We start from the raw sequence: 14,638 nt of genomic DNA on the forward strand, positions 1-14,638 counted from the left end.
CGCGTCGCCGACACGGGTCGCACTGGTACGAGCCTTGCAGCGTCCCCGCTGCGTTAATTCTCGCTTTAGCCGTTCAAACCATTGTCGCCCGAAACGATTAAAGCTGGAACAACAAATGCGACCCCTGAGGCTTCAATATGTCAGAACTAATGTTTTTTTGTCGCAGTGCAACAAAGCGAAACACCGGCTTTTAACCTGTTGTCGTTGCCGCACCGCGCGATGACGCGCACCAAACGAAACGATAGTGTCCTTGAAATGAACAACGTCAGCACTGAAGCCCAGACCACCCCAAAATTCAACTCGGAAGCCTTCGCCATGAATATCGCCCGGGCGATGGAGAGCAGCGGTCAGGCGCTGGCCGCCTATTTGAAGCCGCGCCAAACCGGCGAAGTCCGCGACAAGCCCCCGAACGAAGTCGGCGAGGTCATCAAAACCTTCAGCGTGATCGCCGAATACTGGCTGTCCGACAAGGAGCGGGCTTCCGATCTGCAAATCAAGCTCGGCAAGGACTATCTCGATCTCTGGGGCGCGGCGGTCCGCCGCATGGCCGGCGAAGCGGATGCCAAGCCCGCGATCGAGCCGGCTCCGCGCGACAAGCGCTTCCTGGATCCCGAGTGGAAGTCGAACCAGTTCTTCGACTTCGTGCTCCAGCTGTACTTGCTCACCTCGAAATGGGCGCAGGAGCTGGTTCACAACGCCGACGGGATTGATCCGCACACCCGCAAGAAGGCTGAATTCTACGTCCAGCAGATCGCCAATGCGCTCGCACCGTCGAATTTCGTCCTGACCAATCCGGAAGTGCTCCGCGCCACTGTCGAGTCCAACGGCGACAATCTGGTGCGCGGCATGAAGATGCTGGCGGAGGATATCGAGTCCGGACACGGCACGCTCCGCATCCGCCAATCCGATCCGGGCAATCTTCAGGTCGGCGTCAACATGGCGACAACGCCGGGAAAGGTGATCTACCAGAACGAGGTGATGCAGTTGATCCAGTATTCGCCGGCAACGGAAAGCGTGCTGCGCACGCCGCTCCTGATCGTGCCGCCCTGGATCAACAAATTCTACATCCTCGATCTCAGGCCTGAGAAATCCTACGTCAAATGGTGCGTCGACCAGGGCATCACGGTGTTCCTGATCTCCTGGGTCAATCCGGACAAGGAGCTCGGCAAGAAGACCTGGGCCGACTACATGACCGACGGCCCCCTCGCAGCGATGGACGTGATCGAGAAGGTCACCGGCGAGATGAAGATTCACACCGCCGGCTATTGCGTCGGCGGCACCATGCTCGCCTCGACGCTGGCCTATCTCGCGGAAAAGCGCCGCCAGCGCGTAACCTCGGCGACGTTCTTTGCGGCGCAAGTCGACTTCACGCATGCCGGCGAGCTGCTGGTGTTCGTCGACGAAGACCAGATCTCGGCGCTGGAGCGCGACATGCACGAATCCGGCGTGCTCGAGGGCAGCAAGATGGCGATGGCCTTCAACATGCTGCGCTCGAACGACCTGATCTGGTCCTACGTCGTGAACAATTATTTGAAGGGCCAGCCGCCCTCCTCGTTCGACCTGTTGCACTGGAATTCGGATGCGACGCGGATGCCGGCGTCGAATCACTCCTACTATCTGCGCAACTGCTATCTGGAGAACCGGCTGTCGACGGGCACCATGGTGCTCGACAACACGCTGCTCGACCTGTCGAAGGTCAAGGTTCCGGTCTACAATCTCGCCACGCGCGAGGATCATATCGCGCCGGCGGAATCGGTGCTTTACGGCTCGCAATTCTTCGGCGGCCCGGTGAAATATGTGCTCGCCGGATCCGGCCACATCGCGGGCGTGGTCAATCCGCCCGCATCGAAGAAGTACCAGTATTGGACCAACGACAACATCAAGGATGTCAAGCTTGCCGACTGGCTGAAGAACGCCCAGGAGCACAAGGGGTCGTGGTGGCCCAACTGGCGCGAATGGCTGGAAAACCTCGACGCCGAGAAGGTATCGGCCCGCGCGGTGGGCGCGTCCGGTGTGCCGCCGCTCGAGGACGCTCCCGGCAGCTATGTCCGCGTCCGCGCGTAGCGCGCGGCCGGCCTCTCCGCTATAAGCAGATCGTCCCGGCGGATCGGGAATCGAAATCAGTTGAGGGGGATACGATGACGCGTGAACTGTTCTGGCTGTCGCTGACGGTGATCCTGACTGGACTACTGTGGATCCCCTACATCCTCAACCGCTGCCAGGTTCGTGGCCTCTCCGGCGCCATGGGCAATCCCTCGCGCAACGACAAGCCGCATGCGGAATGGGCGACGCGGCTGATGTTCGCCCACGACAACGCGGTCGAGAACCTCGTGATCTTCGCCCCGCTGGTGCTGATCCTCAACGCGGCCGACTATTCGACCAAATGGACCGTGATGGCCTGCGCGGTCTATTTCTGGGCGCGCGTCGCCCATCTGATCGTCTACACGCTCGGCCTGCCGGTGTTCCGCACGCTGGCGTTCACCATCGGCTTCATCGCCCAGGCCGTGCTGGCGCTGGCGATCTTCAAGATCGTCTGAGTTCGCATCGTCGCCGGTCGCGGCAACCGCCGCACCGGCGCCTCTATTCCGCGCCCTTCCGCACCACAACATGGAGCATCGTCCGAGCGTCTCCTCGTCCACGACGACCGCCCCCACTCATGGAAACAGCGCGATCTGCGCCAGTCCGGTGGTTTCAGGCAGGGCGAACATCAGGTTCATGTTCTGGATCGCCTGTCCGGCCGAGCCCTTCACGAGATTGTCGAGCGTCGAGAGCACGATGGCGCGGTTCTTGATCCGGTCGGCGACGACGCCGATCTGGACGTAGTTCGAACCACGCACGTTCTGCGTCTGTGGCAACACGCCCTTCTTCGCCACATGGACGAACGGCTCGTCGGCGTAGGCCTTTTCCAGTTCGGCCCGCAAATCGTCCGGCGTAGCCCCGTTGAGCTTGACATAGGATGTGCAGAACTCACCCCGCGCCATCGGAATGAGATGCGGCGTGAAGTTCACCGTCACAGCCGAGCCAGCGGCGACCCCGATCTCCTGCTCGATCTCCGCCGAGTGTCGATGGGTGCCGACCGAATAGGGCGACAACCCCTCGCCGGCCTCGCTGAACAGCGTGTTCTGTTTCAGCCCGCGTCCGGCGCCGGTGATGCCCGACTTGGCGTCGATGACGATATCGTCGACGTCGATCAGCTTTGCCTTCGCCAGCGGAACCAGCGCCACCAGCACCGCCGTCGGATAGCAGCCGGGACAGGCCACCAGCCGCGCCGCCGTGATCTTCTCCCGGTAGAGTTCGGTCAGCCCATAGACGGCCTCGCCCTGCAATTCGAGCGCCCGGTGCTCATGGCCGTACCATTGCGCGTAGCTGTCCTTGTTGCGCAGCCGGAAATCCGCGGACATGTCGAGGATCTTGATTCCGGGATTGGCTTTCAGCACCGCGGCGATGATCTCCTGCGTCGTCCCGTGCGGCAGTCCGCAGAACACGGCATCGAGCTGCGTGCAGTCGACCTTTTCCCATTCCACGAGTTTTGGCAGGTCGAGCATGAAGAAGTGCGGAAACACCTCGCTCATCGCCTTGCCGGCATGGGTGTTGGCGGTAAGCGCGGTGATTTCGGCATTCGGGTGCCGCGCCAGCAGACGCACCGCGTCGGCGCCGGTGTAGCCGGACGCGCCCAAAATGCCGATTTTCTTCTTCGCCATCACACGCTCCTTTCAAGCGTAGTCGTTTCGCTTTGTATCGTTGCGAAAGCCTGCGGACGCACCTCCGCACGCCGGCCTTCACGATCGGCTTCATCGCCCAGGCCGTGCTGGCGCTGGCGATCTTCAATATCCTCTGAGCTGCCCATTGTTGCCGGTCGCGGCAACGGCCGCACCGGCGCCTCTATGCGGCGCCCTTGCGCATCATGACATGCAGCATCGTCGCAGGCGCCTCGTCAAAACTCTTGATCTCGCTGGTGTCGGACGACAACTGCGTCCACGCGCCTGACGATGCGTATGTCGACTGCAGCAATTCCAGCGAGGGATAGTTGTAGTAGCGACCGATGCTGTCACGGCCATCATCGTGCCCGATCTTGTAGCTCGCGTAGAACACACCTGATGGCTTCAGCGCACGATGGATCCGGCTGAGAATGCCGGCGAGTTCGTCGCGCGGGACGTGCAGCAGGCACGCGCTGGCCCAGACGCCATCATAGGCCTCCAGCTCGTCGAGCTGATCGAACAACATTACCTCGACCGGATGGCCGAGACGGCTCGCGGCGACCGCGGCCATCTCGGGCGAACCATCGGTTGCGCGCAGAACAAAGCCTTCGGCGAGTATCACCGCCGCATGATTGCCGGCGCCGCAGCCGAGTTCGAGGATCGAGCTGCCCGGCGACAACAGGCCGAGAAAGCCCCTGAGCCGGGTCGACGGAGCTTTCGCCCACCCCGCATAGGCTTCGGCATTGCGCCGGTAGAATTGCAGCGTGTCCTCGTCCACGGTGTTGCCTGCCGTCAGGTATCGGCCAGCCCCAGCATCAGCCGCATGTTCTGCACGGCCGCGCCCGAGGCGCCCTTGCCCAGATTGTCCAGCCGCGCGACCAACACCGCCTGGTGGTGCTTGTCGCTGGCAAAGACATAGAGCTCGAGCTGGTTGGTCTCGTTGAGCGCTTCGGGCTCGATCTTCCCGCTGTTGCTGGCTTCGTTCTGCAACGGCATCACCGAGACATATCTGCTGCCGGCGTAGCGTTTCGCCAGCGCGGCCTGGAGGTCCGCTCCATCAGGCTTGCCGGGCAGCGCGTCGAGCTGCAGCGGCACTGAGACCAGCATACCCTGCCGGTAGTTGCCGACCGACGGGACGAAGAGCGGCCGCCGCGTCAGATGTGAGTAGAGCTGCATCTCCGGCACGTGCTTGTGCTCGAAGCCGAGGCCATAGAGATGGAAGGCCGGCGCGGTGCCCTCCTCGAAGCTCGCGATCATCGACTTGCCGCCGCCGGAATAGCCGCTCACCGCGTTGACGGTGACGGGATAATCCGCGGGCAGCAGCCCGGCATCGACGATCGGCCGCAGCAGCGCGATCGCGCCGGTCGGATAGCAGCCCGGATTCGAAACCTTCCGCGCGGTCCGGATCTTGTCGGCCTGGTCGGGTGCGAGCTCGGCAAAGCCGTAGGCCCAGTCGGGCGCGACCCGATAGGCAGTCGAGGCGTCGAGCACCTTGGGAGCAGCATTGCCCATGGTGTCGATCAGCGCCACCGTCTCCTTTGCGGCGTCGTCGGGCAGGCACAGGATCACCAGATCCACCTCCTCCATCAACGCGCGCTTGGCGCCGGCATCCTTCCGCTTGTCCTCGGCGATGTGCTTCACCGTGACGTCGCCCAACAGGTTCAGCCGCTCCTGGATGCCGAGGCCGGTGGTACCGGATCCGCCGTCGACGAACAGGGTGGCCTTGGTCGCACCAATCTTGGTCTTCGGGTTTGTATCGGTGAGGGTCATGGCACGTTCCTTTCGAGCTCGTCAGTTTGGTTTGCAAAGACATCCGGCCGCGCCTGCCGCATCAAAAGCGCGATCTCTTGCGGACCGGCGTCCACTTGCGCGGCAAGGTTACCCGTGACCGCCGCATAGTCGGTTTCGGATTTGTGCTGGTTCAGCTTGAAGCTGCCCTCTACCTCTTCCACCGTCATCTCAAAGCCCACGATCGCCTTCTTCATGGCTTCCAACCGCGCGGCCGTCATCTTGCCCGACGTCCAGGGCTTCTTTGGCGCGAGCCGGTTCTCGAACTTGGCGCTCAGCGTATCGATCTGAACGGCGAGGTCATCATCAGACAGCGTCCGCACCGGACCGGTCAGGTGGACGGCCTGATAGAGCCAGGTCGGCACCTGATCCAGAGACACATACCAGTCCGCGGACACATAGGCATCCGCACCGTTGACAGCCAGCAGCCAGGACGCGCCACCGGCGAGCTTTACCAGCGGATTGTGACGGGCAACATGAAACAGCGCCCGCGGCGTGCCGTCATCGGCGTAGCTCAGGTAGAACGGCAGCGCGGAGGCGATCGGCTTGGCGCCATCCCACGCGCAGGCCATGCCGAAACCGCGCGCCTCGGCAAAGGCGAGGCTTGCGGCGCGGTCGGGCTTGAATACCGGTGGCGTATACATGGTCGGAACTCCCAAAGTGACGTAGGAGCCGCCAGATCGAACCGCGTGTCTTTTTGGGAGAGCGCCGCGGGATGAGATCCGGCGGCAGAGGCGATGGTCTAAACGCGAACGACCGCCCATACCGCGATGGCGCGGCGGCGGCGAGCAATGATGATGGTCGAGGCGTTGATCATGGCCGCGGCTATAGGGCCGCGCCCGCTTGGCGTCAAGAAAAACCGTTCAGATCACCGGATTCCACGACGCCGGCACGACGCGGTAACCATTGCCATCCTTCACGACATTGCCGAGCCCCGGGAACGGATAGTGGAAGCCCTGCACCTGGAGCCGTTCTGCGACCACCATGTCGTAGATGCGGCGGCGGGTCTTCTCCGCCACCTCGCCATCCTGATCGAACGACGCGTGCCAACCGGGATTGGTCGCGAACAGGTTCGGGTTGTTGGTGACGTCGGACTGGATGAAGACCTTCGCTGACCCGGACGCCAGCACATAGGAGGTGTGGCCCGGGGTATGGCCGACGGTCTCGACCGAGGTCAGGCCCGGCGCGATCTCCTTGCCCCACTCATAGGGCGTGACCTTCTTCTTCAGGCCGGCCTCAAAGATGTTGCGGTTGTTCTTGAACAGGCCCTGCATGCGGCCGGCCGGTGCCCGGCTCATCTCGCCGTCGTCCATCCAGAACTTCCATTCGGTGGCCGGCACCAGCACTTCGGCGTTTGGAAATGCCGGCGCACCCTCGGCGGTCAGGAGGCCATTCACATGGTCGGTGTGGAAGTGCGAGATCACGACCATGTCGACATTCTTGGCATCGAAGCCGGCCGCCGCCATGTTGTCGGCGAACAAGCCGTTGGCGCCCTTGCTGTTGGCCTTCGACAGCGCGCCGTTGCCGGTATCGATCACGATCAATTTGCCGCCGGTATTGATCACCAGCGGCGCAAAGTAGATCGACACCATGTCGCGCGGCATGAACGCCTTCTCGAGCGCCGCGTTTACATCGTCCCGCTTCGCATTGGGGATGAAGGAATCCTCCAGCTTGAAGACGTTCTTGCCGTCGGACACCACGGTGACCTGGATATCGCCGACCTTGTAGCGATAGAAGCTCGGCGCCTGCTTGTCGGCGATCGGGGCCGCGGCCATGGCGGGAGCGGCCGGCAATAGCGGCGCGGCGGCGAGCCCTGCAGCGCCGGCAAGCGCGTGACGACGTGTCAGTTCCATGTGGTGTCCTCCCGGTGTGACGATGACAGCGATATTGTCCCGCTTGTCTGGTTTCGGGGCTAACCCCCGCGCCTTTGCGTTATTCCTTTGCGTTATTCCAAAGACCTTACACCGTCCGCCACATCCATTCGAGCACCTGCGCGATCACGTCGCCGAACAGCAGCAGCGCGGCCGACCAGACCAGCGCAGACACGAAATTGGCGATCTGGAATTGCCAGTACGACATTTCGAAGATGCCGGCGGCGAGCGGCACGGAGGCCCGCAACGGGCCGAAGAAGCGGCCGATGAAAATGCTGGGTACGCCCCAGGTTTTGACGAACGCCTCGCCGCGCGGCAGGATTTCCGGATAGCGCGACAGCGGCCACATCTGCGCGACCTGCTCCTTGTAGCGATAGCCGAACCAGTAGGAGACCCAGTCACCGAGCGCGGCCCCGATGCCGCCGGCGATCCAGACCGGCCAGAAGCTGATCCCGCTAACGCCGATCAGGGCGCCAATCGCGACCAGCGCGCCCCACGCCGGTATCAACAGCGAGATGAACGCCAGCGACTCGCCGAATGCCAGCAGCAGGACGATCGGAGCGGCCCAAGCCTGGTGATGGCGCACGAAATCGGCCAGAGCGCGCGCAAAATCTTCCATCTCGTTGGGTGCCTTCCCGCCTGTTGATGCCCTTGAACCTTTCTGCGGGCCCATCGCCTAAGAAACACGTAAGCCAGCCCCTTGCGTGACATCAAGTCACAAAGGCGGGGATCAATCGTGATTTCCCACAACCTCCGGCATTCGGGCCCGGCTGGCATCTCCCTCAAGAAAAAGGAAGAATGGATGATCGGATCGCTGATGATGTGCGAGAGCGTTTTGGTGTTGCTGTTCGGGATGCTCGCGGGCATCGCCATGGGGATCGAGCAGAACTTCACATTAGCGCCAGCACATGTGCATCTCAATCTCGTCGGCGGCGTGCTGCTGTTCCTGTTCGGCCTCTACTATCGGCTGGTACCGGCCGCAGGCGCGTTGCTGCTGGCGAAAATCCAGGGCTGGCTGCATATCGTGGGCGGCATCCTGTTTCCGGCCGGCGTAGCGATGGTCCTACTCGACGGCCCCTCGTTTGAGGCCGCTCCGATCGTCGGATCGCTGATCGTCGTCATCGCCATGGCCCTGTTCACGATCGTTGTGTTCCGCACCTCGCGGGCGTAAGCGCGGGTTGCTATTTACGTGACGGCCGGGCTGAGGCATTGCCTTCACCCGCCCGGCCGCCGCCCTTTCGCCGCCCATCCGTGGCATAGTCAGAACAACCGATTCGCTGCGCCAAATGTCGCGCGCCACCTGAAGAAACATGTCCAAACCTCTCAAATCAAACGCCAAAAGCAAATCAGCTGACGATCTATTCGGAGCCCCGGAGCCGAAGGGTCGCGCGCCGTTGAAGGTCGCCGCCCGATCGGGAGGAGATGCCGAGGACAGCTACACAGCGGCCGATATCGAGGTGCTCGAGGGACTGGAACCGGTCCGCCGGCGGCCAGGCATGTATATCGGCGGCACCGACGAGAAGGCGCTGCATCATTTGTTCGCCGAAGTGATCGACAACTCGATGGACGAGGCGCTGGCAGGCCACGCCACCTTCATCGAGGTGGAACTGACCGCCGATGGGTTCCTGACCGTCACCGACAACGGCCGCGGCATTCCGGTCGACGCGCACAAGAAATTTCCGAAGAAGTCGGCGCTCGAAGTGATCATGTGCACGCTGCATTCCGGCGGCAAGTTCGACTCCAAGGTCTATGAGACCTCGGGCGGCCTGCACGGCGTCGGCGTCTCCGTGGTCAACGCCCTCTCCTCGCTGCTCGAGGTCGAGGTCGCCCGCAGCCAGAAGCTCTACCGCATGACGTTCGAGCGCGGCCATCCCAAGGGCAAGCTCGAAGAGCTCGGCAAGATCAACAACCGCCGCGGCACCCGCATCCGCTTCAAGCCGGACACCGAGATTTTCGGCGCCAAGGCGACATTCAAGCCGCAGCGCCTGTTCAAGATGACGCGCTCGAAGGCCTATCTGTTCGGTGGCGTCGAAATTCGCTGGCGCTGCGACCAGGAGCTGTTGAAGGGCGTCGAGGACGTTCCGGCTGAAGCGACCTTCCATTTCCCCGGCGGCCTGAAGGACTATCTGGCCGCGGCGATCCACGCCGACACGCTGGTGCATCAGGATATCTTCTCCGGCAAATCCGGCCTCAGCGGTGCTCACGGCGCCTGCGAATGGGCAGTGGCGTGGACCGCGGATGCCGACGGCTTCCTGTCGTCCTACACCAACACGGTGCCGACGCCCGATGGCGGCACGCATGAATCCGGCTTGCGCAGCGCGCTGCTGCGCGGCCTCAAGGACCATGCCGAACGCGCCGGCCAAGGCAAGCGTGCGGCCTCCATCACATCGGAAGACGTGATGGTCGGCGCTGCCGTCATGCTCTCGGTGTTCGTGCGCGAGCCTGAATTCCAGGGCCAGACCAAGGATCGCCTCGCCACCGCTGAAGCGCAGCGCATCGTCGAACAGGCGATGAAGGATCCGTTCGATCACTGGCTCTCGGCCAATCCGAATCAGGCCAACAGGCTCTTGGATTTCGTGGTCGATCGTGCCGAGGAACGACTGCGCCGCCGCCAGGAAAAGGAGACCGCGCGCAAGACCGCGGGCAAGAAGCTTCGCCTGCCCGGCAAGCTCGCCGATTGCGCCAACGCCGGCACCGAAGGTTCAGAGCTCTTCATCGTGGAAGGCGACTCGGCCGGCGGCAGCGCCAAGCAAGCGCGCAACCGCGAGACCCAGGCCGTGCTGCCGCTGCGCGGCAAGATCCTCAACGTCGCCTCTGCCGGAAAAGACAAGCTGACCGCCAATGCGCAGCTCTCTGATCTCGTGCAGGCGATCGGCTGCGGCACGCTCGCGCATTATCGTGAAGAGGATCTGCGCTATCAGCGCATCATCATCATGACCGACGCCGACGTCGACGGCGCCCACATCGCCTCGCTGCTGATCACCTTCTTCTACCGGCAGATGCCGCGGCTGATTGACGAGGGGCATCTCTATATCGCCGTGCCACCGCTCTACCGCCTCACCCATGGCAGCAAGACGGTCTATGCGCGCGACGACGCGCACAAGGACGCGTTGATGAAGAGCGAATTCAACGCCAACGCCAAGGTCGATGTCGGCCGCTTCAAAGGCCTCGGTGAAATGATGCCGGCACAGCTCAAGGAAACCACCATGGATCCGGCCAGGCGCACGATGCTGCGCGTGGTGCTGCTGGCCGACGACCGCGAGGGGACCGCCGACTCGGTCGAGCGGCTGATGGGCACCAAGGCCGAAGCGCGCTTTGCCTTCATCTCCGACAAGGCAGAATTCGCCAGCGACGATATGCTCGACGTCTAGACTTTAAAGTCCTGATTTTATTTATGTTTCTTGGATATCTCGATCTTTTTTGACGGCCTTCACTCGCCTTTCTCGAGAACACCGCACGTTTCGTTTTCGGGCGGTTGTGTCCCCCCCGCAACAGCATTTCCGGCTGAACCACGTATAGTCCCTGACATGAGTTTCGGGAATCGGTGCCAAGGCGCCCCCGCAAGCGACCCGCTGGAACGCTAAAGTCGAGGATTTGGATATGAAGAAGATTTTACTCGCGCTGACCGCGGTTGCTGCGATGACGGCATCGGCCTCGGCGGCCGACCTCGCTTCCCGCCCCTACACCAAGGCTCCCGCGCCGCTCCCGGTGGCACCGAGCTGGACCGGCTTCTACATCTTCGGCGGCGGCGGCGGTGGCATCTGGGACGCTGATACCGGTGTCCAGGCGACTGTCGGTGGCGCACCGATCCTCGGCTTCAACCAGCGCCAGGGCGGCGATGGCTGGCTGGGCACCGTCGGTGCCGGTTACGACTGGCAGTTGAATCAGAACTGGGTGTTCGGTGTTCTCGCGGACGGCCAGTTTGGCAGCCTCAAGGGCACCATTCAAGATCAGGGCCCGTTCGCCGCTGGCAACATCAAGAACGACTATAGCTGGGCCGCCGGCGTCCGCCTCGGTTACCTGATTGCGCCGAATGTCCTGTCCTATGTGAATGTTGGTTATTCCGAGTCGCATTGGAAGGGCACCACGCTGTTCAGCACCATCACGGGTACCCCGATCGGCCTGCACACCAATGGCTTTGACCGCGGTGGCGTGTTCGTCGGTTCCGGCGTCGAGAACAACCTGAGCTTCTTCGGCGTCACCGCGCCGGGCTGGTTCATGAAGACCGAATATCGCGCCGCCTACTACGACAACAAGAACATCTCCGAGCTGTCCGACGTCGGCAACATCTCGAACGGCCGCGACATCACCTTCAAGCCGCTGGTCCAGACCGTCACGACCTCGCTGGTCTACCGCTTCAACTGGAGCGGCCCGGTCGTCGCCAAGTACTGATCTCTGCTTAATTGCAGCTCAAAAGCCCCGGCATTGCCGGGGCTTTTTTGTTGTCCGGAACGCTGTCCACGGAAGCCTGCGCGCAGGGCCGATCGCTCGCCCGGATCTGGTCAAGGCGACATCGATCGGGCACTCTCCGCTGGTTCAACCAAGCGGATAACAACGATGAAAAATGGACTGTTCGATCTCTCCGGCAAAGTCGCAATCGTCACCGGCGGTAATGGCGGTATCGGGCTCGGTATGGCGCGCGGTCTTGCGGATGCCGGAGCCAACATTGCCGTGGTCGGACGCAACGAGGCGAAATCAGCTGTCGCCGTCGGGGATCTCAGTCAGCGCGGCGTCAAGGCCATCGCCGTGCAGACCGACGTCACCGACGCCTCGGCGGTCTCCGCTATGGTTGACCGGGTCGTCAAGGAGCTCGGCCGGATCGACATCCTCATCAACAATGCCGGCATGAGCATTCGAAAGCCGCCTCACGAGCTGGAGCTCGAGGAGTGGAGCAAGGTGATCGACACCAACCTCACCAGCGCGTTCGTGTGCTCGAAGGCCGCCTATCCGGCCCTGAAGGCGTCCGGCCACGGCAAGGTGATCAATATCGGCTCGATGATGTCGATCTTCGGCGCGAGCTTCGCGACGGCCTATGCCGCGAGCAAGGGCGGCATCGTGCAGTTCTCCCGCGCCTGCGCCAACGCGTGGGCGCCGGACAATATCCAGGTCAACGCAATCCTTCCCGGCTGGGTCGACACCGATTTGACGAGAGGCGCGCGCCAGCAGGTCGCGGGTCTCCACGAGCGCGTGCTGGCGCGTACGCCGGCCGCGCGCTGGGGTGCGATCGACGACTTCGCGGGAATCACTGTGTTCCTGGCGTCTTCGGCATCCGACTTCGTCACCGGCACCGCCATCCCCGTCGATGGCGGATATTCCGTGATGGTCTGAGACAGCATTACGATCGGGTAGGAGGAAGCCTTGCGGCTTCCCCCTCCCACACCACTGTACGTACGGTCCCGTATACGGCGGTTCGTCAGGCACGATTGAGGTGGCGGTGCAATCCGATGAGGGACGGAAGACCGAGTTGCGCAAAGAAGGCGGCGCGATAGGCATCGTTCATGTGGCTGGCCCCGGCATTCCACCAAGGACCGCGGCCATTGGAGGCCGACCGCCATGCCCGCTCCGGATCGAGCCCACGTTGCATCAAGCGTCTGAGGCGTGTCCGAGGTCGTTTCCACTGGCGCCAGAGGACGCAGCGCAATTTGCGCCGCATCCAGCCGTCAAGCTCCTCGAACACCCCTTTGGCCTCCGCCAGCCGGAAGTATTGCAGCCAGCCGCGCAGGATGGGGGTTAAGGTTTTGACGGTCGATGCCAGAGTTCGTCCACGCCCTTGGCGCAGTGTCGTCCTCAGCTTGCTCCGCAACCGCTTCACGCTCTTGACCGCCACCCGAAGGCGCGGTTGCTGGTGGGCGGTCATGGTAAAGCCGAGGAAGGTCCGCACCCAGGGACGGTCAACCGCGCTTTTCGCTGCGTTGACCTTGAGCCGCAGTCGCCCGGTCAGGAATCGCGTGATCGATGCCATCACCCGCTCGCCGGCCCGCCGCGTCCGAACATAGATGTTGCAGTCGTCAGCGTAACGGCAGAAGGCATGGCCTCGTCGTTCGAGTTCCTTGTCCAGATCGTCGAGCAGGATATTCGACAGCAGTGGCGACAGAGGTCCGCCTTGTGGCGTGCCTTCGCTCCGCGCCGGCGTAATCCCGCCCGTCATCAATCCAGCCTGCAGGTAGCGGCGGATCAGCCGCAGCACCCGTTTGTCCGCAACCCGGCGCGCCACCCGTGCCATCAGCACGTCATGGTTCACCCGGTCGAAGAACTTCTCCAGATCGAGGTCGACGACGAAGCGCCGACCCTCGGCCACGTGCGCCTGCGCGGCAAGTACCGCACCGTGCGCGCTGCGCCCCGGACGGAAGCCGTACCAAGCCTCGGAGAAGTCTGGATCGAACAGCGGCATCAGCACCTGATGCATCGCCTGCTGGATCAGCCGATCCACCACCGTCGGGATGCCGAGTTGGCGCATCCCTCCGCCGGGCTTGGGGATTTCCACCCCGCGCACCGGCTGCGGCCGGTAGCGGCCTTCCAGCAGTTCTTCCTTGATGCGCGGCCAGTGCTCCTTCAGGTGCGGCTGCAACTGCTCCACGGCCATCCTGTCGATGCCCGCAGCGCCCTTGTTCGCCATCACCCGATGGTAGGCCGCCATCATGTTCGCTCGGCTGACGATCTCCTCCATCAGCCGCACTTCCACCTCCGGAGCGGAAGGTTGCGATCTCGCCGTGGCGATTGATGCACCCATTCCCTGCTCTGGCGGCTTCCGGCCGCTACCCTCGGGATGGGCACGACGCATCTCAGCGTCATCGTCTGCATCTGTTGGCACCATCGACAGACCGGCCTCCTCCGGTACTCGACGTTCGGCCCTTCGCCGGCTTGGTGCTGCCGGCTACTACAGCCTCGGCTGACTTCTGCCGTCCCATCCCGGCGCCTTGCGACGCCGGTAGCACACCCGTTGCCGGGGGCAGCACGACAGACCTCCCAGGGTAAGACGCATGACCTTCGTGCCATATACCTGTCGCATCTACGGCCGCACCTTCCGGGTGATATCGGGCTTTGGGCTTTTGGGCTCCCTCGCCCAGGTGCGGACGCCTCATATGCGCTTGCTGTTCGTCAGGCCGGCACTTTGCTTACAGCTTCCTTCAGACCCCGCCTCGCGACGACGCCCTTGCTGTTAGGCTAACGGTTCCTATCACCAGGGTCCGTAGAGGACTCTCACCTCCAAGTCATCGGTCAGACACCACTCCGACCAAATCGCCCCAGTCACGCCGCTCCGCGCCATGCCTGGCGCACCCA

The 14,638-nt window shown here is 63.0% G+C and carries 13 protein-coding genes; 6 read left to right on the forward strand and 7 right to left on the reverse strand.

Translation table 11 applies throughout. From position 1 onward, the window contains the following. Positions 1 to 255 precede the first annotated feature (255 nt). Together UP10_RS16045 and UP10_RS16050 are read left to right on the forward strand one after the other, a co-directional pair. Positions 256 to 2,064, forward strand: a complete 1,809-nt coding sequence (locus UP10_RS16045; RefSeq protein ID WP_044588309.1) for a PHA/PHB synthase family protein — start codon at positions 256 to 258, stop codon at positions 2,062 to 2,064. 74 nt (positions 2,065 to 2,138) lie between these two features. Continuing rightward, positions 2,139 to 2,537, forward strand: coding sequence for an MAPEG family protein (locus UP10_RS16050; protein WP_044588310.1), 399 nt, complete (start codon positions 2,139 to 2,141; stop codon positions 2,535 to 2,537). A 117-nt stretch (positions 2,538 to 2,654) separates the two neighbouring features. Here the strand turns inward: UP10_RS16050 and argC (UP10_RS16055) are convergent, their stop codons facing one another. The 6 genes from argC (UP10_RS16055) to UP10_RS16080 all read right to left on the reverse strand — a co-directional run bounded on the left by argC (UP10_RS16055) (position 2,655) and on the right by UP10_RS16080 (position 7,976). Continuing rightward, complete coding sequence (argC, locus tag UP10_RS16055; RefSeq protein ID WP_044588311.1) at positions 2,655 to 3,701, reverse strand: N-acetyl-gamma-glutamyl-phosphate reductase; 1,047 nt, start codon at positions 3,699 to 3,701, stop codon at positions 2,655 to 2,657. Positions 3,702 to 3,882: 181 nt separating this feature from the next. Beyond that, positions 3,883 to 4,476 carry a class I SAM-dependent methyltransferase gene (locus UP10_RS16060; protein ID WP_044588312.1) on the reverse strand — a complete coding sequence of 198 codons (594 nt, stop codon included), beginning with the start codon at positions 4,474 to 4,476 and terminating at the stop codon, positions 3,883 to 3,885. A 14-nt stretch (positions 4,477 to 4,490) separates the two neighbouring features. Continuing rightward, a complete protein-coding gene (argC, locus tag UP10_RS16065) occupies positions 4,491 to 5,468 on the reverse strand; it encodes an N-acetyl-gamma-glutamyl-phosphate reductase (protein WP_044588313.1) in 978 nt (325 codons plus the stop codon). Beyond that, entirely contained in the window at positions 5,465 to 6,130 is a 666-nt protein-coding gene (locus tag UP10_RS16070) for an FMN-binding negative transcriptional regulator (protein WP_044588314.1), read from the reverse strand. Before UP10_RS16070 ends, argC (UP10_RS16065) begins: the two co-directional genes overlap by 4 nt. 219 nt (positions 6,131 to 6,349) lie before the next feature. Beyond that, complete coding sequence (locus tag UP10_RS16075) at positions 6,350 to 7,339, reverse strand: MBL fold metallo-hydrolase (RefSeq protein WP_044588315.1); 990 nt, start codon at positions 7,337 to 7,339, stop codon at positions 6,350 to 6,352. 106 nt (positions 7,340 to 7,445) lie between these two features. Next, positions 7,446 to 7,976, reverse strand: coding sequence for a DedA family protein (locus UP10_RS16080; RefSeq protein ID WP_044588316.1), 531 nt, complete (start codon positions 7,974 to 7,976; stop codon positions 7,446 to 7,448). 183 nt (positions 7,977 to 8,159) lie between these two features. On the opposite strand from UP10_RS16080, the gene UP10_RS16085 reads away from it, so the two are divergent. The 4 genes from UP10_RS16085 (at position 8,160) to UP10_RS16100 (ending at position 12,685) form a co-directional block, all read left to right on the forward strand. Next, a complete protein-coding gene (locus tag UP10_RS16085; RefSeq protein ID WP_044588321.1) occupies positions 8,160 to 8,528 on the forward strand; it encodes a hypothetical protein in 369 nt (122 codons plus the stop codon). Positions 8,529 to 8,667: 139 nt separating this feature from the next. After that, the gene (gene parE, locus UP10_RS16090; RefSeq protein ID WP_044588317.1) at positions 8,668 to 10,728 is read left to right on the forward strand and encodes a DNA topoisomerase IV subunit B; all 2,061 of its coding nucleotides are present in this window, start codon (positions 8,668 to 8,670) and stop codon (positions 10,726 to 10,728) included. 229 nt (positions 10,729 to 10,957) lie between these two features. After that, positions 10,958 to 11,749: an outer membrane protein gene (locus tag UP10_RS16095; RefSeq protein WP_044588318.1), complete on the forward strand. Its 792-nt coding sequence runs from the start codon at positions 10,958 to 10,960 to the stop codon at positions 11,747 to 11,749. Positions 11,750 to 11,914: 165 nt separating this feature from the next. Continuing rightward, positions 11,915 to 12,685, forward strand: a complete 771-nt coding sequence (locus UP10_RS16100; protein WP_044588319.1) for an SDR family NAD(P)-dependent oxidoreductase — start codon at positions 11,915 to 11,917, stop codon at positions 12,683 to 12,685. Positions 12,686 to 12,770: 85 nt separating this feature from the next. On the opposite strand, the gene ltrA is transcribed toward UP10_RS16100, so the two are convergent. Continuing rightward, complete coding sequence (gene ltrA, locus UP10_RS16105; protein ID WP_245321761.1) at positions 12,771 to 14,024, reverse strand: group II intron reverse transcriptase/maturase; 1,254 nt, start codon at positions 14,022 to 14,024, stop codon at positions 12,771 to 12,773. Positions 14,025 to 14,638: the final 614 nt, after the last annotated feature.

This window comes from Bradyrhizobium sp. LTSPM299 (assembly GCF_000938235.1).
Lineage (GTDB): Bacteria > Pseudomonadota > Alphaproteobacteria > Rhizobiales > Xanthobacteraceae > Bradyrhizobium.

Bases quoted from the DNA above. Each gene is read 5' to 3' on its own strand.
- UP10_RS16045 (WP_044588309.1), top strand. From the start codon at position 256: ATGAACAACGTCAGCACTGAAGCCCAGACCACCCCAAAATTCAACTCG.
- UP10_RS16050 (WP_044588310.1), top strand. From the start codon at position 2,139: ATGACGCGTGAACTGTTCTGGCTGTCGCTGACGGTGATCCTGACTGGA.
- argC (WP_044588311.1), bottom strand. From the start codon at position 3,701: ATGGCGAAGAAGAAAATCGGCATTTTGGGCGCGTCCGGCTACACCGGC.
- argC (WP_044588313.1), bottom strand. From the start codon at position 5,468: ATGACCCTCACCGATACAAACCCGAAGACCAAGATTGGTGCGACCAAG.
- UP10_RS16070 (WP_044588314.1), bottom strand. From the start codon at position 6,130: ATGTATACGCCACCGGTATTCAAGCCCGACCGCGCCGCAAGCCTCGCC.
- UP10_RS16075 (WP_044588315.1), bottom strand. From the start codon at position 7,339: ATGGAACTGACACGTCGTCACGCGCTTGCCGGCGCTGCAGGGCTCGCC.
- UP10_RS16080 (WP_044588316.1), bottom strand. From the start codon at position 7,976: ATGGAAGATTTTGCGCGCGCTCTGGCCGATTTCGTGCGCCATCACCAG.
- UP10_RS16085 (WP_044588321.1), top strand. From the start codon at position 8,160: ATGATCGGATCGCTGATGATGTGCGAGAGCGTTTTGGTGTTGCTGTTC.
- parE (WP_044588317.1), top strand. From the start codon at position 8,668: ATGTCCAAACCTCTCAAATCAAACGCCAAAAGCAAATCAGCTGACGAT.
- UP10_RS16095 (WP_044588318.1), top strand. From the start codon at position 10,958: ATGAAGAAGATTTTACTCGCGCTGACCGCGGTTGCTGCGATGACGGCA.
- UP10_RS16100 (WP_044588319.1), top strand. From the start codon at position 11,915: ATGAAAAATGGACTGTTCGATCTCTCCGGCAAAGTCGCAATCGTCACC.
- ltrA (WP_245321761.1), bottom strand. From the start codon at position 14,024: ATGGAGGAGATCGTCAGCCGAGCGAACATGATGGCGGCCTACCATCGG.